The sequence below is a fragment of the Microbulbifer pacificus genome (assembly GCF_002959965.1).
Classification (GTDB): Bacteria; Pseudomonadota; Gammaproteobacteria; order Pseudomonadales; family Cellvibrionaceae; genus Microbulbifer; species Microbulbifer pacificus_A.
The window spans coordinates 2,472,222-2,494,916 of the sequence record NZ_PREV01000026.1; the positions used below are offsets into that span (position 1 = coordinate 2,472,222).

Sequence of the window (22,695 nt, forward strand, 5' to 3'; positions counted from 1 at the left end):
CTTCTGTTTTGTGTTATTGGATTTTTGGTTCTTTCTGAAAACGGTCGGCGGTTACCGCAACGCCTTGTCCAGCAGCGAGGGCAGTTCCGTGCGGTATGCGCTGGTCCAGATACTGCGGATATTTTCCCGCTGTACTTTGTCGAACCCGACCACCGAGAAGGCTGGTGCCGGCTTGCCAATCAGGCCATAGACGCCGAGACGGGCCATGGCCTGGCCTATTTCGTAGGGGCGGTCGGCGATGGTGCCGTACATGCTGCCATTCATTGCCATGTCCACCAGATTGTTTACGCCCAAATCGTGGGTGATGACCTTGATGTCGCCGCGTCCCATGGAGCGCAGCCCCTCGATCACGCCTTCCGCGGCCGCGTCCCACGCCACGTAGATGGCTTTCAGCTCCGGATGTTGCAGCACCATGGCGGAGGCGATGTTGGAGGTTTCGCTCTCCTTGGTAAAACCCCGCTCCACCGCGATCTCGAGGTTTTCGGTACCGTGTTTTCCCTGTCGGATCGTGTCGCGGAAGGCCTGATCGCGGTTGTTGGTAATAAAGTAATCGGCATCGTGATAGATCATGCCGATGGCGCCGCTGCCGCCAACGGCGTCGCGGGTCATTTCCGCCGCGGCCACACCCATGCCGCGCATGTCGTCGGTAACGATACCTACGTAGTCCTTGCCCGGTTCAAAGCCGCGGATCGGGTTGGACAGCAGAACCAGCTTGCTGCCGCGATGTACCGCCGCGCGAAAACTGTTGGCGGCGCTGGTGCTGTCGATGACGAGAGAGAGGACAATGTCTGGTTGGAGCGCCATGACATTCTCGATGTCCGCAGCCTGTTTGGCCGGGTCATACTGGGCGTCGGTCTCGGCGACAATATTGATGCCGAGCTGGGTGAAGGTGTCCCGCGCGCCCTCTGACAGGGCGTTGACCCAGTTGCTGGAGCCGTGCCACACCAGCGCGGCCTTGTATTTTTTGTCGCGCACCTGGGACGTTTCCTGCGGTGTCAGGGAAATTTGCTCCGCGTTGACCGCGATATTGCCGAGCGGACCGCGCAAAGGGGATTCTTCCGCGGTGGCGGGTTCGGGTGGGGCGGGGGTGGCATTCACCCATTGGCTGGCAAGTAGCGCGGCGAGAATCAGCGGTCTGTACATTTTTTATTGTCCGATGTCTTAGGCCTTGCCCAAGCGAATGGCAGCGCTTGCGGGTGGCCTGTCCCTGTTTGCATGAGTCCAATATTGGCGAAGCCTGTTTTTCAAGTCAAACAAATTGACTAAATGCATTTGAGCTTTTATGCTGCGGCTAACTTGCGATACGTGCGGCCGTGCAGGAAAGGTTGCGCACAACGTGAACACCATTTTCTGTTTGCGCCTTACTTAAGGAAGGGAGAAAAGCTTGAGAGGAAACAATTCCAAGCAGAGTAAATCGTCGAACCTGCGCCTGGTGCTGAACCTGATCACCACCGGTCGCCCCATTTCCCGGGTGGAAATCGCGCGGCGCACGGAGCTCACCAAGCAGACGATTTCCAACCTGACCGACGAGCTGGCGGTTGCCGGGCTGATTCACGAGGCCGGTATCCGGCGTGAGGGCGGGGTCGGCAAGCCTTCCAAATTGCTCGATCTCAATCCGGAGGGTGCCTATACCATCGGTTTGCGGGTCAAGAGCCGGAGCGTGGAAGCCGGGCTCTACAATATTGCGGGCGAGGCGCTTGAAACACGTCAGTTTCCCTTGAAGGAGCAGGGGCCGGATCCTCTTGCGGAAACCCTCGCGCAAATTGTTGAAGCCTGTCTGCAGCGCACTACGGTACTGCGTGAGCGCGTGCTGGGTGTTGGCCTGGTTCTGCCGCCACCGCAGTCCTTCAGTCGTGATCCACGCAAAGTGGGGCAGGTTGGACTGATGAGTGATCTGCATGTCCAGCAGGTCCGCCGCCAGCTGGTGGCGCTGACCGGGTTGCCGGTGGCCTGTGAAAATGTCGCCGCGGCGGTGTCCGCTTCCGAGATGTTGTACGGCGCAGCCCGTGATCTGCACAGCTTTGTTTATATCCACCTCGGCGACAGTCTCGAGGCCGGCATTGTTTACAATCGCCAGTTGTTCAGCGGTTACAACGGTATCTCCGGCCGTTTGGGGCATGTGATCGTTGATCAGCGCGGCGGCCTTTGCATGTGCGGCAATCACGGTTGTCTCGACCTCTACGCGTCACTTGGATCTCTGGCAAAAATGCTGGGTCGCAAAATTGCGCCGGGTCAGGACTGGTGGGAAATCCTCGCCGAGCCAGATCGGCACAAGGCCGTATTGGACACGTGGTTTCAGCAGATGAGCGAGCCCATGCGGATCGGGTTCAATATGGTGGAAAACCTGCTCAACCCGCAGACGGTCATTCTTGGTGGAGATATTCCAGACTGGTTTATCGATCAGTTCATTCGCCGCCTGCGCCCCTTTATTCCATCGGTATCCCAGTACGGCGAGCGGGAAATTCCGCGTTTTATTCGCGCACCGAAAATGGAAAACATGGCGCTGCGGGGGGCGGCAACGCTGCCGATTTACTCCGCGATCAGTGCCGATGGTGCGAGTGCCATTGAAATGTCGGGGCTCGGGGAGATCACCGAGCTGCAGGAGTTGGTGTACGCCTGACGGTTGGGCCCCAATTAACTATTTGCTCTACTAGCGCCGCCGATATTATTCGCGCGGCGGGGTCGCGCAGTGCGCCCATTTTCGACCGGCGGACATTCCTGCCAATCCTGCGCCGGCGTGCCCGGCGGTCCAAGCCCCAGTATTTTCCCTCCCATTTCACCGCCAATAAATAATAAGTAAATTTGATTGACATAATATTAGTCTAATGCCTAGACTAATTTCAGCTCGATAACACTGGAGATCCAGTCAACCCAGGGGGTATGCGGGGGGGAGCTCGGCTTTGCTTCATAAAAATAAGAGGACTCACTATGTCAGTCAGTTTGAAAACAGCCATTCAACACGCCAATAAACTGGCCTTGCGTTACGGTTCCATCAGCGCCCTCGCGCTGGCGGGCATTGCGGCGCCGGGCTTTGCACAGGATGCGACGCTGGAAGAAATTCAGGTAACCGGTATTCGCGGTAGCCTGCGCAGTGCGCTCGACAGCAAGCGCGATTCCAACGCGGTCATCGACTCCGTATCCGCCGAGGACATCGGCAAGTTCCCGGACAAAAACATCGGTGATGCACTGCAGCGTGTACCCGGTGTGACCGTGGTGCGCGGCTTCGGTGAAGTAAACGGTGTAACCGTGCGCGGTACAGCCCCGCAACACAGCGTGGTACTGCTGAACGGTCAGAACGTGGCCAGCGTTGGCTGGTTCGACCTGGGTGGCACCAACCGCAGCTTCAACTTCGAGCTGCTGTCCGCGGAGCAGATTTCCGGCATGGATGTCTACAAATCCGTGGATGCGAGCCTGAACGAGGGCGCGCTGGGCGGTACCGTTAATCTGCGCACCCGCAAGCCACTGGAAATGGATGAGTTCACCGCGACCGCTTCCGTGGAAAACGGCTACAGCGAAGCCGGTGAGGACTGGTCCCCGTCCTATTCCGGGCTGGTGAGCTGGAAGAACGAAGCCTCAACGTTTGGTGTGCTGCTGGCGCACTCTTCCGAGCAGCAACATGTGGTGCGCGAGACCCTGAGCTCCTTTGCCCCCCCCTACGATCACGTGCCGGATTCCGAGGGAGCCTCCCACAATATGACCTGGGGTATGGCATCGATCCTGTTTGATGAAGAGCGCGAGCGTTCCAGCAGTCAGTTCACCATGCAGTACTCGCCCACCGACGCACTGACCTTCGCACTCGACTACAACCTGTTCACCCTGGACAACGACCACGTCAATACCGCACTGTTCGCTATTCCCGATTTCAACGGTGCCTACCTGGATGCGGACTCCGTTGTTACCAACGAATTTGGTGCGGTTACCAGCGCGACCGTGGTGCCGGGCAACCTGACCGATGGCGGTGTGCCTTTCTTCAACAACTCGGTACTGCGCAAGCCCGAGATGGAAACCGACGCCCTCAACCTGACGATGGACTACGAGGGTGATGGCTGGAGTTCCCATGTAGTTTACGGTCGCTCCAATGCGGACAGTTTTACCCCGCAGACCAGTACCTGGTGGGGAGACCTGGAAGATCGTGCGAGCACTGGTTTCAGCTTCGACCTGGCCGATGCCCACAAAATCATTCCCACCGACCCGAACTATGTGACCGATCACAGCCGCATGCAGCTGTTCCAGGAATTCACCTTCCTCGACAACATTCGCCAGAATGAAATCGAGTATTTCCAGGCGGACTTTGCCATCGACGTGAATAAGGGCATCTTCACCACCGTGGATACCGGCCTGAAATTCCAGGATCAGATGTATCTGGGCCGTTTGGACGTTCGCGATGTGGACCTCGCCGCGGCTATGGCTGATGGCCTTACTCTGGCGGACTTCAACGGCGGTGTGGTTTCCGGCCTGCACGGTAAGGAAGGTCGCGAGGGCAGTCTCGACAGCTTTGCGGTGATCAGCGGCGGTATCTGGGATTACGGTTACGCCAACCGCGCCGACACTGTCACTGTTATGAGCGCCTTCTCCATCACCGAGGAAATTACTGCGGCCTATGCCAAGGCCAATTTCGAAGGTGACGGCTTCCGCGGCGACATCGGCCTGCGTCTGGTGGACACCGATGTACTGTCTAAGGGCAGCATTGACGGAGAGCCTGCCAAAGGTGAGCGCAGCTACACCAACTTCCTGCCCAGTATCAACTTCGCGGCCGATATTACCGAAGACATGCTGTTCCGCTTCGCGGCCGGGTCCACCGTATCCCGCCCGGATTACGACGACTTGCAGATGGCTTCCACCATCGCCATCAACATGGGCACAGCCACCATCGGCAGCCCGGATCTGGATCCCTACAAGTCCGACAACTACGACATGGGCGTGGAGTGGTACTTCACCGACGCTTCCGTTGTAGGCGCAACCCTGTTCCACAAGAACATCAGCGATTACATCGAGCAGGTCACTAAAATGGAAGCGCTCGCGGGCTGCTCGCAGACCTGCCAGGTGACTCGTACCTACAACGTAGGCACCGCGGATATTTCCGGTATCGAGCTTCAGTACCAGCACGACTTCGGAAACGGTTTCGGTGTACAGGCGAACTACACCTACACCGACAGCTCCGTGACCAACTCCGCCGGTCAGGAAGTGGATGTGGATGAAGTTTCCCAGAATTCCTACAACCTGTCCGGTTACTACGAAAACGACCTGATCAGCGCGCGCGTTGCCTACAACGCCCGCGATGGCTGGCATGGCAACTACAACAACAGTGGTACCGAGAGCCGCTACGACGACTACGACCAGGTGGATGCCTCTGTGATCTGGCACGCCACGGACAATCTGGACGTGTCTTTCGAGGCGGTGAATATCTTCAACGAGCCTCTGGTACAGCGTCTCCCGACCTACGGCGTTATCCACAGCGTGGACGAGTTTGGTGCGCGCTACTTTGTGGGTGCCAGCGTGAAGTTCTGATCCCGCACTTCACCACAGGCAGGCTGCTGACACAGTGTGTTCGGCAGCCTGCGCTACAAGTTCACCTTGTATTGGCCAGCATTGATTATGGCGCCGGAGGGGAAACCCTCCGGCCTTTTTCGTTCAATAAAAAAGCCAGCGGAATTCCGCTGGCTTTTTTATTGGTGAGCACTGTGTGAATGGCAGACCCTGTGCGGTTTACCAGTCGTGCATACCGCCGTCTTCCAACCGGTTTACCGGTAAAAATGCGCGCTGGTAGGGGAAATCCTTTGCCGCTTCCTCGTCGATATCCACACCGAGTCCCGGTCTGTCACCGGGGTGCAGGTAACCGTCACTGAAGCAGTAGGCGTGGGGAAATACTGCATTGGTTTCATCGGTGTGGTGCATGTATTCCTGGATACCGAAATTCGGAATCGACAGGCCAAAATGCAGTGCCGCCGCCATGGTCACCGGCGACAGATCGGTGGCGCCGTGGCAACCGGTGCGCACGTTGTACAGCGCGGCCAGGTTGGCAATGCGGCGCAGATGGGTAATACCGCCGGCGTGCACCACCGTCGCGCGGATATAGTCGATCAACTGTTCCTCGATCAGCTGTTTGCAGTCCCAGATGCTGTTGAACACTTCTCCCACCGCCAGCGGCGTGGTGCTGTGCTGGCGGATCAGGCGGAAATTGGCCTGGTTTTCCGCGGGTACTGCATCTTCCAGCCAGAACAGGCGGTAGGGTTCCAGATCTTTTGCCAGTCGCGCGGCTTCGATAGGCGTCATACGGTGATGACCATCGTGCAGCAGATGGATATCCCACCCCAGTTCTTCCCGCGCCGCGGCAAACAGTTGCGGCACAATGCGCAGGTATTTTTCCGTGGACCAGATATTTTCCGTGGGCAGGTCGGCGTCCGCCGGCTCGTAGCGGGCCTTATCCTTGCTCACGCCGTAGGTGGAATCCAGCCCCGGTACCCCGCATTGCAGGCGCACCGCGCGGTAGCCTTGGGCGATGTACTTCTTCGCCTCGGCAATGGTCTCGTCGATGCTTTCACCATTGGCATGGGCGTACACCAGATTGCCCTTGCGGCAGGCGCCGCCGAGGAGCTGGTACAGCGGCAGTCCGGCGACCTTGGCTTTGATATCCCACAGGGCCATATCCACTGCGGCGATCGCCGACATGGCTACCGGCCCGCGGCGCCAGTACGCGCCCTTGTACAGATACTGCCAGATATCCTCAATCTGATGGGCGTCGCGCCCGATCAGACAGGGTGTGATATGGTCTTCCAGATAACTCGCCACCGCCAGCTCGCGGCCATTGAGCGTGGCATCGCCGAGGCCATAGATGCCGTCGGCGGTTTCGATTCTCAGGGTGACGAAGTTGCGTCCGGGTGACGTGGTGATAACCCGCACGGATTTGATTTCGAGCATGCTGTATTCCCTCAACGCGGTAGAGCATGTTTTAACGGCGAGTTGTGTCAACTAGCCAACCTGGGTGGTATTTCCTTGTTTGGGTCTTGTTTTGATAGCGCTACCATTTTAGCCTTGGCTGCGGATGCAATGAAAGCCCCCCAGCCGGGGAGGCGGTATCAGAAAAAATAAGAGAGCCCTTGAGGTCACCATGCATAGCGATGTGTTCTCCCTGTCCAGAATCCTGCCCTTTTTTTTCGCGCTGCTGTTCGCGGCCACCGCCGCACACGCGGAGGACGGCTATGACCTGTGGCTGCGCTACCAGCCGCTGGAGCAGGGGGGGCGAGATCTTTACCGGCCGCAGCTGCGGCAATTGGTGATTCCCGGAAGTGAGTCATCGCCAACCCTGAACGCCATTGAGCACGAGCTGGTGCGCGGCGTTGGTGGGCTGCTGGGGCATTCGCCCACGGTGGACGGGCGTATCCGTGGTGACGGTTTCGTGCTGGTGGCGACCCCGCAACGGTCGGCGGATGTCCGTGCGGCAAAACTTCCACTGAATGCACTGGGGGACGAGGGCTATCTGATCCGGGCGATCACCGTTCGCGGCTATAGGGGCACGGTGATCGCCGCCAATTCCGAACGCGGTCTGTTGTACGGCGGTTTTCATCTACTGCGGCTGCTGCAGACCCGCACCTCTCTCGATGAGGTGAGTATCAGCAGTCGCCCGCGCCTCGGTCTGCGTCTGCTGAACCACTGGGATAACCTCGACCGCAGTGTGGAGCGGGGCTACGCCGGCCAGTCTATCTGGGACTGGTGGAACCTGCCGGATCTGCTCGATCCTCGCTACACCGACTACGCCCGCGCGAACGCCGCCATCGGTATCAACGGTACGGTGCTGAACAACGTGAACGCCAGTGCCTACAGCCTGACGCCGCGCTATCTGGCCAAGGCCGCGGCGCTGGCAAATGTGTTCCGCCCTTACGGTATTCGCGTTTATTTGTCCGCGCGCTTCAGTGCGCCGGTGGAGATCGGCGGTCTGAAAACCGCGGATCCCGAAGATGCCGGCGTGCAGCGCTGGTGGAATACAAAGGCGGATGAAATTTACAAACTGATCCCGGATTTCGGCGGCTTTCTGGTCAAGGCCAATTCCGAGGGACAGCCGGGACCGCAGGATTACGGCCGCTCACACGCCGAGGGTGCCAATATGCTGGCCCGTGCGCTCAAGCCTCACGGCGGCGTGGTGATGTGGCGGGCGTTCGTGTATCAGCAGGACAACCCGGATGACCGCGCCAAACAGGCCTACAGCGACTTCGTCCCTCTGGACGGTCAGTTTGATGACAACGTCATGGTGCAGGTGAAAAACGGTCCCATCGACTTTCAGCCCCGCGAACCCTTCCATCCAATGTTTGGCGCCATGCCGGAAACCCCTCTAATGATGGAGTTCCAGATCACCAAGGAATATCTTGGGTTTGCATCTCATCTCGCCTACCTGGGCCCGATGTATGAAGAGACGCTGCGTGCGGATACCTTTGCAGCGGGCGCGGGTTCCACGGTGGCCAATGTGATCGACGGCAGTCTGTACGGCCACCGCCTTACGGGCATCGCCGGGGTGGCGAATATCGGCGCCGCGCGCGATTGGACCGGTTCCATCTTCAATCAGGCAAACTGGTATGTCTTTGGACGCATGGCCTGGGATCCTCGCCTGGGGGCTGAGGCCATCGCGCGGGAGTGGATAAAAATTACGTTTGGCAGTGATCCACAGGTGCTTTCCATCGGCCTCGACATGATGATGGCCTCGCGCCAGGCGGTGGTGGATTACATGACGCCGCTGGGGCTCGCGCACCTTATGGCTACCGGCCACCATTATGGCCCGGGTCCCTGGGTTTCCGATCTGGCGAGACCGGAGTGGAACCCGACGTATTACCACCGCGCCAACCAGTACGGCATCGGCTTTGACCGCACCCGCGAAGGCAGCAATGCGGTGGCTCAGTATGCACCGCGTGTAGCGTCGCGGTTCGCCAGTCGCAGAGAGGTGGGTGATGACCTGTTGCTCTGGTTCCACCATCTGCCGTGGGATTACCCCATGGCGTCCGGGCGTGATCTCTGGCAGGAACTGGTGTACCGCTACGATCGCGGCGTGGCTACTGCGCACAAGCTGCAGACGCAGTGGCAGATGCTGGAGTCGAAAATAGATCCGGAGCGTTTCGATAAAACCGCGCGCCTGCTGGCGGTGCAGGTCCGTGAGGCGAAATGGTGGCGGGATGCCTCCATCGCCTATTTCCAGTCGGTTTCCGGGCGCGCACTGCCTGAGGGCAGCGCGAAACCGGAGCACAGCCTGGCGTATTACCAGCAGCAACAATTCCCCTGGGCGCCGGGACACTGAGGTTCGGATTCCACAACCGTTTTCCCGCGGTGCCGCGCAACACGGCGGCGGGATTTTTCTATGAGGGGGGGACTATCCCCCTCGCTCAGCCGTCTTCCAGTTAACAGACCCCAGATAAAACAGAAACCACTTGACTCATCGCGCCCACAGGCGTATCTCTAATATGGTAGCGGTACCATAAAGATTAGATTTCAAACAATAACCAATAAAAGCCGCCAAGCCCTTCTCGGAGTTGTTCAGCTGGGATGCGTCAACCGCGGCAACAAGCGAAGAGGGAAATCCAAATGTTCAAACGCACGAAGCTGTCCGGGGCCGTGGTTGCGGCCATCGCATCCATGACCTGCGCGCCGCAGTTGTTCGCTCAGGAAAACACCACGCTCGAGGAAGTCACCGTTACCGGTATCCGCGCCTCCATGGAGCGCGCCATGGATATCAAACGCGATTCCGCCGGCGTGGTCGACGCCATTTCCGCCGAGGATATGGGTAAATTCCCGGATACCAACCTGGCCGAGTCCCTGCAGCGGATTACCGGGGTCTCCATTAACCGGGTGAATGGTGAAGGGGCGGAAGTGACTGTGCGCGGCTTCGGCCCGGACAACAATATGGTCACGCTGAACGGTCGCACCATGCCGACCGGCACCACCTATGGTGGTGGCAGTGGTGCCGATGGCACCACGCGGGCCGCCGCCAGCCGGGCCTTTAACTTCGCCAATCTGGCCTCCGATAACGTCAGTGGTGTAGAGGTCTACAAAACCAGCAAGGCGAATGTGGCCACCGGCGGTATCGGTGCCACCATCAATATCAATACGGCACGTCCACTGGATAATCCGGGCCTCACGGCCAATGTGGGGGTAAAAGCCGTTGCGGATACCACCAACCGTTACAACGACGATATTACGCCGGAGTTTTCCGGAATCGTCAGCTGGGCCAATGAGGCGGAGACCTGGGGGGCATCCCTGGCGTTGAGCCATCAGGAGCGTGATTCCGGATACTCCGGTGTGACCGTCAACAACTGGAATATCGGTGTATGGGGACAGGATGATCTCTATAACCAGGGGGCTGTACCCGACGCGGATAAAGCCGAAATCGTCAATGCCCCGGAAGATGGTCAGCTCTACGCGCGCCCCAATGATTTTCGCTACGCGTTCTCCGACACCCAGCGTGAGCGTCTGAACGGCCAGTTGACCCTTCAATTCAAACCTACGGAAAAAATCACTGCTACCGTAGATTATCTCTATGCGGATAACGACATCGAAGAGCATCGCGGCGAAGTGGCCAACTGGATTCAGAACGGATCCAACGTTGCTCGCATCGTTTTTGATGACTCAGAGATCGCGACGCCCCTGAGCATCACCGAAGCTTACGGTGGCACTGTGGATGTGGGGTACGAACAGCAGTACCGCTCCCAGAGCAATACACTGGATTCCCTCGGCATCAACGTGGAGTTCGAAGTAAACGACCGCCTGACGCTGGCATTCGACGTGCACGATTCCAGCATGAAAAGTCTGCCCACTGGTCCGGATCGCGCCGGTGAAGTGGCCATCGGTCTCGGTTCCCCCACCGTTACCGGCAAAACCCTCGATTTCAGTGGCCGCACACCGCAGTACAGTTACAGCACCAGTGTGCCGGGCAATGCCATCACGTCAGAGCATATTGGCTCCTCCATTTTGCGTGTTCGCGGCGCGGGCTCCGTGAATGATATTACTCAGGCGAAATTCGACGGCAGCTTTGAGTTCGACAATGGTCGTTTCGATTTCGGCGTTGAAACCCGCCAGATGGAGATGAATGCCTACCAGACTTCCGGAGTCAACCAGACCCTCGGCAACTGGGGTATCGCCAACCCCGGTGAATTCCCGGCGGAAATGCTGGATGTCATCAATGTGGCCAGCGAGTTCGAAGACTTCAACACCGGCAGCAGTCCGGTGCTGGGTTTCCGCGGCGACGCGGTGGAACTCACCCGTTACGCCAACACCCTGTACCCGGACACTTGTCTGTGTGTTTCCGACACCAACTCCTTCAACGATATTCTGGAAGAGGACACCGCGGCGGCGTACTTCCAGGTCGGTGTGAACAGTGAGCTGGCCAATATGCCGGTTAACTTCCTCGCCGGCGTGCGTTACGAAACTACCGATGTGAATTCCCAGTCTCTGGTCAACCCGATTCCGTATCTGGTGTGGGAAAACAACAACGACTTCGCGCCAGGTGCCGCCGGTGATCAGCAATTGTGGGCGGATGAGGCGAGCTACGACAATCTGCTGCCGAGCCTCGATTTCGACATCCAGTTCAGCGAAGACCTGGTGGGACGTTTCTCTTACAGCAAATCCATCGCCCGCGCCGGCTACAGTGACCTGAAAGTGGCTCCTGGCAATTTTGCCCTGGATGGTTCCACCATCAATGGTGCCATCCCCACCGCCACGTCTTCCAACCCTGGCCTGTTGCCGTTGGAATCCAACAACCTGGATCTGTCACTGGAGTGGTATTACGGCGATTCCAGCTATGTATCCATCGGCTTCTTCGAGAAACGCGTGGATAACTTTATCGGCACCGGTCAGGAAGATGAAACCCACTTCGGTATTCTCGACCAGACCGCAGGCCCGCGTGCGCAGGCCGCCATTGCCGAGTTGGAAGACCTTGGTCTCGCCACCGATGACACCAATCTCTATGCCATGGTGGTGTTGATGGCGCATCCGGAAGCCATTACCGAAAACCCGGCTATTTTCCCCAACGGTGTTTTCGAAGGGACCAACGAGCAGTTGTTGCTGTTGGGTGAAACCGCCGGTTGGGATGTGACCCCGGAAAGCGGTGATCCGGAAATGGTGTTCCGCACCAGCAAACCCATCAACAACCGCGAAGCCAAGATCCACGGTGCCGAACTGGCCGCGCAGCATTTCTTCGGGGATACCGGCTTTGGCATCCAGGCGAACTACACCATCGTGCGCGGTGACGTAGGCTTCGATAATCTCGGCCTGCCTACCGAAAACCAGTTTGCTTTGACCGGGCTCAGTGATACCGCCAACGTTGTGCTGGTTTACGAAAACTTCGGTCTGCAGGCGCGCCTGGCGTATAACTGGCGGGATAAATTCCTCACCGCCACCAACCAGGGCTCCTCGCGCAACCCGCGTTATGTGGATACCTTCTCCCAGATTGATCTGAGTATCGGCTATGAGCTGACGGAGCAGATCTCCCTGGCATTCGAGGGTATCAATATCACCGGTGAAGACATCGTGGAGTTCAACCGTAACGAGCGCATGGTGCGTTATATGGACGATCTCGGTGCGCGCTATCAACTGGGTGCTTCCTACAAATTCTGATGCATGCACGCGTGCCCAATTGATCGTCTGAAGTGCAAAAAGCCGCTGGAAACAGCGGCTTTTTGTTTGGCTGAAATGCCGGTACCATGAGTTTCAGTGTGCAGATAATAATAACGAGGTGACCATGCAGAATAACTATGTGCTGCTCAATAACATCGAGCATGCGGATCTCAGAGTTCAGGAACATTACTCCGTAGAGAACGGAGATGGCGCCGCCGCGGTCATGACATTCCCGACCGAGTTTGAAAATATTCAGCGGGAGTATCCCATCCTTTTAAGAAAAAACTCCGCGACGGATGAATTTCAAGCCGTGACCATTCTCGGCCTGCAAAAAGACGAAAACCTGTTTCTTGAAGCGGGTCAGGAAGGCAATGGCTGGGGCGGAGATTATGTGCCGGCTATCGTCGCCAGGGGGCCTTTCATTATCGGTTTTCAGGGTACAGAGGATGACCGCGGCGAGACGCCTCAACCGATGATCTATGTGGACCTCAACAACCGCAAACTGAGCCGTAATGAGGGTACGCCACTGTTCCTGGAATTTGGCGGAAACAGCCCGTATCTCGAATATATATCGGGCGTATTGCGTACCATCCATCAGGGCGAGCGTGTGGGGCGTGCGATGTATTCCGCACTGGACGAGCTTGGCCTGATCGAACCGGTATCCATCAATGTAGATCTGAAGAACGGCGACAAATACGAGTTGTCCGGGTACTACACCATTAGTGAAGAGCGTCTGAATATGCTCGAAGGTGATGCGCTGCATGCCTTGAACCGGGCGGGCTATCTGCGCGGAGCTTTTCTGATGCTTTCCTCACTGGGAAATATTGAAAAGCTGGTGGCCCGAAAAAATGCGCTGCTGTAATCCCGTTGAAACTCTGAACGGGATTACCCCTGGGGAAATCCCGTCAGAAATTCTATCGGCCAAGCGGCCGATCGTATTGAAAGGATTGGTGAATCACTGGCGTCTGGTCGGCGAGGGGTTGCGTTCGCCCGAGGCGGCTGTGGACTATCTGAACCATTACTACAATGGCAAACCCTGCCTGGTAAATTTTGGCCGCAGGGGAATGGACGGCCGCTATTTTTACGGCCGCGATTTGCGCTCTCTGAACTACGACACTCTGCGTGCGCCGATCGATGACGTTCTCAAAAAAATCTTGCATGCGCAGGACGCGGATGGCGCTGACGACCGGGAAAATCCGTATCACTCCTATTACATATCCTCTACATCTGTCGATGGTCACTTCCCCGGGCTACGCCAGGACAATGATCTGGATATCCCTCGTGAGGATCGGGGCTACCCGGTGGCGCCGCCGCAAATGAAAATCTGGATCGGCAATCAGTCCGTGGCCAGTTGTCATTATGACGCCTTGGACAATATTGCCTGTTGTGTTGCCGGTCGCCGTCGGTTCACCATCTTCCCTCCGCAGCAGTTTGCCAATCTCTACTTTGGTCCGCTGGATCTCACGCCCGGTGGCCAGGCCATCAGCATGGTAGATTTCAACAATCCGGACCTTGATCGCTTTCCCCGTTTTCGCGATGCACTTGCCGCGGGATTTGTGGCGGAGCTGGAGCCCGGGGATGCCATTTATATCCCGAGCATGTGGATGCACCACGTAGAGGGGCTGAGTGCGTTTAATATTCTGGTGAATTACTGGTGGGACGATGCTCCGCTGCATACGGGGTCCGCGATGAACGCGTTGTATCACGGGATTTTATCCCTGCGGGATAAGCCCGAGCACGAGAAGGAGGGGTGGCGGCAACTGTTCGAATACTATGTGTTCGGGCCCGGGGAGCGCGCCGGAGCGCACCTGCCGGAGCAGGCGCGTGGGGTGCTTGGGAAACTCGACAGCGTCAGCGCCCGTCAGCTGCGCGCGCTGCTGATCAATAAATTGAATCGCTAGCAGGCTGTTGAAAACAGCCTGCTAGGCCGGGCCACGGATGGCCTTTTTCAACAACCTGCCGGAGATGGTTGCGATGGAAAATTCTGCCGTTGGCGAAAAGGGCCGAAAAAAAATGGTAAAACGGGTTGTCATTTCCGGCGGCGGAACCGCAGGCTGGATTGCCGCCGCGGCGCTGTCGAAGAAACTCGGCGAGCTGCTGGATATCACCCTGGTGGAGTCCGACGCGATTGGCACCGTTGGTGTCGGGGAGGCGACCATTCCTCCATTGCGCACATTCCACCACCTGCTGGGCATTGATGAACGGGCCTTCATGCGCGCGACACAGGCGACCGCAAAACTGGGCATCGCCTTCGAAAACTGGGGCCGGGAAGGGGAGCGCTATATTCACTCATTCGGTAAAACCGGCACCGGTGCCTGGATGTGCGATTTTCACCATTTCTGGCTGCGCGCAAAAGAAATGGGTTTCACCTCTGCATTCGGCGAATTCTGTCTGGAACACCAGGCGGCTTTGGCCGGTCGCTTTGCCTGTGGGCCGGAGTCTCCCCTGAATTTCGCATACCATCTGGATGCGACCCGCTATGCCGCATTCCTGCGTGCGTTCAGTGAAAAGCATGGGGTATGCCGGGTGGAGGGGACCATTTGTGATGTGCGTCAGAACCCGCACAGCGGCGATATAGAGTCTCTGTTACTGGAAACCGGTGAGGAAATCTCCGGCGATCTCTTTATTGATTGCACGGGCTTTCGCAGTTTGCTGATTGGTACCGCGCTGCAGAGTGCTTTCGAAGACTGGTCTCACTGGTTGCCCTGTGACAGCGCGGTTCCCTTGCAGACCCGGGCGAGCGAGCCGGCTATGCCCTACACCCGCTCCATCGCCGAGTCCTCCGGTTGGCGCTGGCGGATTCCCCTGCAGGAGAGAGTGGGCAACGGGCTGGTGTATTGCAGCCGCTATCTCTCCGACGACGAGGCCATTACACGGTTACTTGAGCAAGTTGACGGCGAACCGTTGACCGACCCGCGGGTGCTCCGCTTTACCACCGGCCGAAGAGCGGCCGCCTGGAAAAACAACTGTATTGCCCTCGGGCTTGCGAGTGGATTTATCGAGCCACTGGAGAGCACCAGTATTCACCTGATTGTGACCGGTATCGTGCGTCTTATGCAGCTGTTCCCCTTTAATGGCGTGGAGCCATCACTGCAGGGGGAGTACAACCGTCAGACGCGACGGGAGCTGGAAGATATTCGCGATTTCATCGTGTTGCACTATCACCTCAACCAGAGGGTGGGTGATCCCTTCTGGGATTACTGTCGGCACATGGCGATTCCCGACAGCCTCGCTCAGCGTATTGCGCTGTTTCACGAGCGCGCTCATGCTTTCCAGAATAACGACGAGCTGTTTCGCGTGGACTCCTGGGTGCAGGTGATGCTCGGGCAGGGGTTGCAACCCTTGTCCTGGCATCCGCTCACCCAAATGATGAGCGAGCGAGAAATGCAGCGGCTGTTGGGTGGACTCGGTTCGCAAGTGGAGCGCGCGCTGCACCTGCTTCCCGAGCACCAGGCATTCATTGAACAGTATTGCCGCGGGGACGTCGTCGCAAAGGTATAGACCTGTCCCGAACTTGCCTCAGGTTGCGCGAACAGTGATCATTGCGTTCACTGAATTGAACGGGCCTGCGAAACCGTGAGACCAAAACAGAGCCGCCGCCAGGGCAGCGGCCCCACCATTGCCGATGTGGCCCGCGAAGCGGGCGTCTCGCCGATGACCGTATCCCGGGTGATCAACGGTGAAGACAATGTGCGCGCGAAGACCCGCGAGATCGTCAATGCCGCGATCAGCTCCCTCGGCTATACCCCCAACAGTGCCGCGCGCAGCCTCGCCGGCGGTGCACAGATCAAGATCGGCCTGTTGCACAGCAATCTGAGTGCCTCCTACCTCAGCGCCTTTCTGATCGGTGCACTTGAGCAGTCCAGCCGCTACAACATCCAGTTGGTGGTGGAGCATTGTGATGTAGCCCTGAACGCGGAAGCTGTTGCGGCGCGCATGCTGAGTGGCGGGGTAGAAGCCATGCTGCTGCCGCCGCCGCTGTCCGACCTGCCTGCGGTGCTGGAGGTGCTGGAAAGCAGTGATACTCCCGCCGTGCTGATCGCATCTGAACAGCCGCGCAACAACATTTCCGTGGTCAAGATCGACGACTACCAGGCCGCCTACGAAATGACCCGACATATTGCCTCCCTGGGCCACAAGCACATCGGCTTTATAACCGGTGATCGCGGCCAACAGGTGAGCCGGCGCCGTCTGGAAGGCTACCGCCAGGCCCTGAAAGACTCCGCATTGCCACTGGACGATCAGCTGATCGAAGAGGGCTTCTTCACCTATCGCTCCGGTCTGAATGCCGCGGAGGGACTGTTGAACCTGAAGCACCCGCCCACCGCCATCTTTGCGTGCAACGATGAAATGGCCGCGGCCACCATCTCGGTAGCCCAGCGTCGCGGCCTCGATGTACCCAGAGACCTTACCGTGTGTGGATTCGATGACACCGCTTTGGCGACCACCATCTGGCCGGAACTGACCACCATCCACCAGCCGGTGGTGGACATGTCCCGGGCCGCCGTGGACCTGCTGGTAAAAAAGGTGCGCGCCATACGTGCCGGTGAAGCGGAAAACGGCCAGCAAGTGCAGCTGGACTTCACGCTCATCCGTCGCCGCTCGGATGCCCCGCCGCGTTCGTGAGAAGGTCGGTCGCCAAAAGAAAAGCCGGCACGAGGCCGGCTTCAAGCAGAGATACGATGAGAGAGTTCGATCACAACGCATTCAACAAGTGATCTGGGGGAACTGGTTACTTTGACGGGGGGCTGGCGCTGTAGTTCCCCGCGGCACAGAAATTTCTCGATTTTTTTGTGTTGAGGCCTGCCAGTCCGAATGATCTGGCGCGAATAAGCTCTTTTTTGGCGCTTTTCTTCCCATCGTCACCATCCGGTGTTACTTTTCCGGGATTGTGGTACTCGGGTCACAGTTTGTTTCAGGGCAGGCCGCACAGATTCCACAAACAACCGATGCGCGGGCAAACCCCGGCGAGGTATTCGCATCCAATAAGCAAACCTAGAACAACTCAAAGAACAACACTTGCGGGGAGCGAACAATGGCTGATCTGGTCATTTTGGCGGCGCCGGGCATGGGTGCCGTGGACGAAGGCTTTGCCGAGCCGCTGTTTCAGGCGCTGAAAAACAGTCTTGGGGACGACTGGTCCCGTATTCACACCGACACCATCCTGTGCCAGGGCCACCTGCAGCCAAACCTGGAGCGCGTGTTCGAGGCCATGCAAAAGCGCGACATGGACTATCTGCGCGCGCGCAAATTCATGCTCTATGGCCTCGCTGAAGCCTCCGCGCAGATGGCGGATATTCACCAGCGCGGCGGCAACTACGATAAAACCCAGCAGGCCATCTACCAGACCCTCGAACGCGCCGCCAAAGCCACCAGCGACAACGCCCCGGTGATCCTGCTCAGCCACTCCATCGGCTGCTGTATCCTCTCCAACTATCTGTGGGATGCCCAGCGCGCCACTATCAACCACGGTATATGGCGTGATGGCGGCCCTAAAGGCGTCCACAAAGGTTCCGCCAAGGATCTCTTCCTGCGCGGCAAAACCCTCGCCCACTGGTACACCCTCGGCGCCAGTACCCCCCTGTGGACCGCAGGCCTCGCCCGCGACCAGATCCAGGCCGTCACCTCCGACACCCGCGGTTACAACTTCCGCTGGAAAAACTTTTACCACCCCGACGACCTCTTCGGCTGGCCCCTGAAACCCCTCAGCCCCTCCTACAACCAGGCGGTCTACCGCGATTTCGAGACCCGCCCCCTTGCCGACTGGAGCGCCGCCAGCTGGGGCCCGCAGCTCGTCTCCCACGACGGCTACTGGCAGAGCGAGATGGTGCTGAAGAGTCTGGTGGAGGATGTAACCGAGGTGCTCAAGAAAACCACAGCGCGTCGGCCGAGTCCGCTGCAGCGCGCGACCGCGATGGCCTGAGCAAGGGTAAGAACTCAATGCGAAGGGATTGATACCGGGTGGGGGCTTGCGAGACCTTCCGCGAGAGGGACCTCGCGGAAGAGCCCCCAGGGATGGGTTCACGGCGTGTCTCGCAAGCCCCCACCCGGTAGCGGTCCCGCCACATAGCGATATTCAGGGTGCCCGTTCAGTGAAAAGGTAGTGCGAGGTTATAATCGCCCGCGAAGACTAATCAGGTACTCCCATGGCTCTGCAATTTCACTCGGTTCCCGTCACGCCCTTCCAGCAAAACTGCACCCTCCTGTGGTGCGACGACAGCAAGCGCGCGGCGGTGGTGGACCCGGGTGGCGACATCGACCGCATCCTTAACGCCGTCGAAGAGCGCGGCCTCAAACTGGAAAAAATCCTCCTCACCCACGGCCACCTCGACCACGTCGGCGGCACCGCCCCCCTGTCCCGACAGCTCAACCTGCCCGTGGAAGGCCCCCAGCAGGCGGACCAGTTCTGGATCGAAAAAATCGTCGTCCAGGCCCAGATGTACGGCTTCCCGCCGGTGGAAACCTTCACCCCCGACCGCTGGCTCAACGACGGCGATACCGTCACCGTCGGCGACGAAGTCCTCGAGGTGGTGCACTGCCCCGGCCACACACCCGGTCACGTCATCTTCTTCCACCGCGACAGCAACCTCGCCCTCGTCGGCGACGTCCTCTTCGCCGGCTCCATCGGGCGCACCGACTTCCCCATGAGCAACCACCAGGACCTCATCGACTCCATTACCAAAAAACTCTGGCCCCTCGGCGATGGGGTAAAATTCATCCCCGGCCACGGCCCCATGTCCACCTTCGGCCAGGAGCGCCAGACCAACCCGTTTGTGGCGGACAAACGCTTTGGCTGATTCAGCGCGGGTTCACCGCTGCGCCTGTTGAATAAAGCCGTACAAACGGCGGATAAAAAAATGAAACTCTGGAAACTGCTCATCCTCATCACGCTCCCCGCATGGCTCGCCCTCGCTGGCGGCTGCGCCGTGATTTCTGAAAACGAATGCCAGGCCGGCCTCTGGTACGAGCGCGGTATTGAAGACGGCGCCCGCGGCCGCAGCCAGGCCACCGTCTACCAGATCGCGCAGAAATGCCACGAATACGGCGTGCGTACGGATACCGAATCCTGGCTGCGCGGTTATGAAGAGGGAGTGGAACAGTTCTGCACCCCGGAAAATGGCTTTGTGGTGGGCCGCCGCGGGCACAACTATGAAGGTGTCTGCACCGGCCCCACCGCCGATCTTTTCCTCGTCAACTATGAACGCGGCCTCGCGGTGTACCAGGCCGAACAGCAGTACGCCGCCCTGGAGCGGCAGTATTACGAAGCGGAGCGCGAAATCGCGCGGATTGAACACGCCCTGGAGGAAACCGAATCCAAGGACGAAGCGAAGTCTTTGCGCAGCCAGCGCCGCAGTCTGCTGCGGGAAATGCGCCATCTGGAAGCTGAGATGATGCGCTTTGGCGGCTTTGGTGCTTTCAATCCGACGCTGTTTTACTGATATTCCTCACCGTTTTTTGTGAATTCAGAGAGGTTAGGCAATGGCGATCTGGCACGGTGAACCGACGGTCGAAGCGATCAATCAGAGCATGGGCAACTGCATGCCCACGTATCTGGGAATGAAGATTATCGAAGTGGGTGACGACTATCTTGTCGGCACCATGCCGGTGGAAGACCGTACCCGCCAGCCCTTCGGTATCCTGCACGGCGGCGCCAGTGTGGCGCTGGCGGAAACCCTGGGTTCCATGGCTGCGAACATGGTGGTGGATAACAGCAAGTTTTACTGCGTGGGGCAGGAGATCAACGCGAACCACCTGCGCCCGGTGCCGGAGGGTATTGTCACGGCCAGGGCCAGTGCGGTGCATATCGGGCGCAGTAGCCAGGTGTGGGAAATCCGCATCCACGATCCCAAGGGCAAACTCAACTGTATTTCCCGCATCACCATGGCGGTGGTGCCGGTGCCTTCCCAGTAATCATTGATTTTCAATCTGTCGTGACCGCGGATCTGTTTACCTTTGAGGACGTTTCCTACCGCTTGTCCCGCTCGCCGCGGCGCAAGCGGCTGGGGCTGGTGGTGACGGAGAAGGGCGCGGAAGTGCGGATTCCCCAACGCTGCGCCGCGCAGCACGGCCATCAGTTCCTGCGCGACAATATCGCCTGGGTGCGGGATCAGTTACGTGGGTTGGAGCATCGTCAGGCACAGGTGCCGGAACATCAGTTTGTGTTCGGTGCGCGGTTTCCCTGGCTGGGTAAATTGCTGGAGCTGGACCGCGCGGCCTGCGCGGTTGATGCGGGAATCCGCGATGGGTATATCCAGCTGTATTGCCGTGCGCGGGAGCCGGATGAGGCGCAGATTCAGGCCTCGTTACGCAGGCTCTATCAGAGCAGGGCGTTGGAGACTCTCACGCAAAAGTCCCGCTATTTTGCCGGCCTTTTGGGCCTGGAGTTCTCGTCGGTAAAAGTGCGGCGTACCCGCAGCAAGTGGGGACATTGCACCATTCGTGGTGAGCTGCAATACAACTGGCTGGTATGCCTCGCGCCGGAACCGGTGGTGGATTATCTGGTGATCCACGAGGTCTGCCATTTGCGACACCACAATCACAGTCGGGCATTCTGGGATCTGGTGGCCAGTCTCTGCCCTGACTACCGGACATTGCGGCGCTGGCTGAAGGAAAATGGGCATCGACTGCAACTTTAAGGTTGCGTTGGATGGGTGCATTGAAGCTGGATTAGTGGCGCTCGGGCGACGGGTGAGGGTTTTCAAAACCGCTGTGAATACATCCCTGTACGCTGCGTCGCAAACATCCCTGTTTGCGACGCTTTTGAAAACCCTCCCCCGTCACCCGGGCTTCAATTTGAGCCGATGTGCTTCGAAAGCGCGTGTCCCCTCACACTTGCCAAGTAATAGTGTGATTAGGATTTAAGCTGGAGTGCTGGGTATGCGTTTTTGGAAGCGTCGGCGACAGGGACGTCGCCGACGCAGCGTACAGGGATGTATTCACAGCGGTTCCAAAAACGCATACCCAGTAATCCAGCGCCACGGACTCGACCGACCGGGGACCACCTGACCCACAACGCTGCGCAAGTTTCTACTTATCCCGCCCAATCTGGCGTAAACTCCCCAAATCATTTTCAAGGCAAGCCGGTATGGAATTGGAACCACTCGGAGACGATTTTGAGGACAACTGCGACCGCTTTCTGCCGGAAGCGGTCGATCAGGGGTGCGTGTGGTCGCTGGAAGGGGAGGAGGGGTTTGCCCTGTGCGAATCGGAAACCCGCCCCGGCACTGACGTCATGCCCTTCTGGTCCCAGCGAGAATTCGCCGAAGCGCATATCGCCGACGACTGGAGCGACTATAAAGTCGTCGCCATCGACCTGGAAGAATTCATGGACGACTGGCTAACCGGCATGCACGATGACGTACTGCTGGTCGGAATCAACTGGAACGACGAACTCGAAGGGGAAGAAATTGAACCCCTCGACCTGCTGGAACAACTGGAGCAGGAACTCGAATAACGAGGACACTCCTAAAATCTACTGCGCGTGCGCCTGGCGGCGGCCGGCGGTGCTGGTGCGCCAGCCCGGTCAGAATGCTCATGTACTACGTGTACATTCCGCTTCCTGCACCCCGGCGGCCACCACCAGCCACCCGCTCGCTACGATTTTAGAAGTGCCCGCCAGAATACTGTTTAAAATTCAAACACGAATAAAGCGGTGACAACCAACGGGTAATACACCGTATTGCCGGAAACAAATCTCCAAAGGGAGGTCTGAGGTGAGTCAGTTTTCAGGAGTACAGAGCGTCATCTACGGCGTCAGTAATCTGGAAGAAGCCAAAGCGTGGTATACCACCCTGCTGGAAGTGCAGCCGTACTTTGAGGCCGACTGTTATGTCGGCTACAACGTCGGTGGCTTCGAGCTGGGGCTCGACCCGAACGCGCGCAACGTCATCAGCCGTGCCGACGGTGTCGTCGCCTACTGGGGTGTAGCGGATATCGCCGCCCAGGTCGAGCGTCTGAATGGCCTCGGTGCGCGCCAGCACGGGGAAATTGTCGATGTGGGGGAGGGCATACTCATGGCCAGTTTCCTCGACCCCTTCGGCAACGTTTTTGGGCTGATCCAGAATCCCCACTTCAAATTGACAGCAACCCCGTCCGATTGAGCCT

Annotated in this window: 17 protein-coding genes; 15 read left to right on the forward strand and 2 right to left on the reverse strand. The window is 58.4% G+C overall.

Annotation, left to right across the window (positions count from 1 at the left end; all coding sequences use genetic code 11):
* Positions 1 to 51: 51 nt before the first annotated feature.
* Positions 52 to 1,143, reverse strand: coding sequence for a substrate-binding domain-containing protein (locus tag C3938_RS10520; RefSeq protein WP_105103069.1), 1,092 nt, complete (start codon positions 1,141 to 1,143; stop codon positions 52 to 54).
* 241 nt (positions 1,144 to 1,384) lie between these two features.
* On the opposite strand from C3938_RS10520, the gene C3938_RS10525 reads away from it, so the two are divergent.
* Positions 1,385 to 2,620 carry an ROK family transcriptional regulator gene (locus C3938_RS10525; protein WP_105103070.1) on the forward strand — a complete coding sequence of 412 codons (1,236 nt, stop codon included), beginning with the start codon at positions 1,385 to 1,387 and terminating at the stop codon, positions 2,618 to 2,620.
* A 308-nt stretch (positions 2,621 to 2,928) separates the two neighbouring features.
* Entirely contained in the window at positions 2,929 to 5,508 is a 2,580-nt protein-coding gene (locus C3938_RS10530; RefSeq protein WP_105103071.1) for a TonB-dependent receptor, read from the forward strand.
* Positions 5,509 to 5,706: 198 nt separating this feature from the next.
* Here the strand turns inward: C3938_RS10530 and manD are convergent, their stop codons facing one another.
* Positions 5,707 to 6,918 carry a D-mannonate dehydratase ManD gene (gene manD / locus C3938_RS10535; RefSeq protein ID WP_105103072.1) on the reverse strand — a complete coding sequence of 404 codons (1,212 nt, stop codon included), beginning with the start codon at positions 6,916 to 6,918 and terminating at the stop codon, positions 5,707 to 5,709.
* A 190-nt stretch (positions 6,919 to 7,108) separates the two neighbouring features.
* Here manD and C3938_RS10540 point away from each other — a divergent pair, with 190 nt between their 5' ends.
* From C3938_RS10540 to C3938_RS10600, 13 genes are all read left to right on the forward strand, one after another.
* Positions 7,109 to 9,280 carry an alpha-glucuronidase family glycosyl hydrolase gene (locus tag C3938_RS10540; RefSeq protein WP_105103073.1) on the forward strand — a complete coding sequence of 724 codons (2,172 nt, stop codon included), beginning with the start codon at positions 7,109 to 7,111 and terminating at the stop codon, positions 9,278 to 9,280.
* A gap of 284 nt (positions 9,281 to 9,564) precedes the next feature.
* Positions 9,565 to 12,591: a TonB-dependent receptor gene (locus tag C3938_RS10545; protein WP_105103074.1), complete on the forward strand. Its 3,027-nt coding sequence runs from the start codon at positions 9,565 to 9,567 to the stop codon at positions 12,589 to 12,591.
* Positions 12,592 to 12,715: 124 nt separating this feature from the next.
* Positions 12,716 to 13,453, forward strand: a complete 738-nt coding sequence (locus tag C3938_RS10550) for a SapC family protein (RefSeq protein ID WP_105103336.1) — start codon at positions 12,716 to 12,718, stop codon at positions 13,451 to 13,453.
* Positions 13,440 to 14,492, forward strand: coding sequence for a cupin-like domain-containing protein (locus C3938_RS10555; RefSeq protein ID WP_105103075.1), 1,053 nt, complete (start codon positions 13,440 to 13,442; stop codon positions 14,490 to 14,492). The genes C3938_RS10550 and C3938_RS10555 overlap by 14 nt, the downstream gene beginning before the upstream one ends.
* A 73-nt stretch (positions 14,493 to 14,565) precedes the next feature.
* The gene (locus tag C3938_RS10560; RefSeq protein WP_105103337.1) at positions 14,566 to 16,092 is read left to right on the forward strand and encodes a tryptophan halogenase family protein; all 1,527 of its coding nucleotides are present in this window, start codon (positions 14,566 to 14,568) and stop codon (positions 16,090 to 16,092) included.
* A 75-nt stretch (positions 16,093 to 16,167) separates the two neighbouring features.
* Positions 16,168 to 17,217 (forward strand): LacI family DNA-binding transcriptional regulator, encoded by a 1,050-nt coding sequence (locus C3938_RS10565; RefSeq protein ID WP_105103076.1) that lies wholly within the window; start codon positions 16,168 to 16,170, stop codon positions 17,215 to 17,217.
* Positions 17,218 to 17,626: 409 nt separating this feature from the next.
* Positions 17,627 to 18,514 (forward strand): hypothetical protein, encoded by an 888-nt coding sequence (locus tag C3938_RS10570; protein ID WP_105103077.1) that lies wholly within the window; start codon positions 17,627 to 17,629, stop codon positions 18,512 to 18,514.
* Between the two features lie 223 nt (positions 18,515 to 18,737).
* The gene (locus C3938_RS10575; RefSeq protein ID WP_105103078.1) at positions 18,738 to 19,388 is read left to right on the forward strand and encodes an MBL fold metallo-hydrolase; all 651 of its coding nucleotides are present in this window, start codon (positions 18,738 to 18,740) and stop codon (positions 19,386 to 19,388) included.
* 60 nt (positions 19,389 to 19,448) lie between these two features.
* Positions 19,449 to 20,030, forward strand: coding sequence for a DUF2799 domain-containing protein (locus tag C3938_RS10580; RefSeq protein ID WP_105103079.1), 582 nt, complete (start codon positions 19,449 to 19,451; stop codon positions 20,028 to 20,030).
* A gap of 40 nt (positions 20,031 to 20,070) precedes the next feature.
* Positions 20,071 to 20,502, forward strand: coding sequence for a hotdog fold thioesterase (locus tag C3938_RS10585; RefSeq protein ID WP_105103080.1), 432 nt, complete (start codon positions 20,071 to 20,073; stop codon positions 20,500 to 20,502).
* A gap of 20 nt (positions 20,503 to 20,522) precedes the next feature.
* A complete protein-coding gene (locus C3938_RS10590) occupies positions 20,523 to 21,227 on the forward strand; it encodes a M48 family metallopeptidase (protein ID WP_105103081.1) in 705 nt (234 codons plus the stop codon).
* 449 nt (positions 21,228 to 21,676) lie between these two features.
* Positions 21,677 to 22,045, forward strand: coding sequence for a DUF2750 domain-containing protein (locus C3938_RS10595; protein WP_105103082.1), 369 nt, complete (start codon positions 21,677 to 21,679; stop codon positions 22,043 to 22,045).
* Positions 22,046 to 22,304: 259 nt separating this feature from the next.
* A complete protein-coding gene (locus C3938_RS10600) occupies positions 22,305 to 22,691 on the forward strand; it encodes a VOC family protein (protein WP_105103083.1) in 387 nt (128 codons plus the stop codon).
* The last annotated feature ends 4 nt before the right edge of the window (positions 22,692 to 22,695 follow it).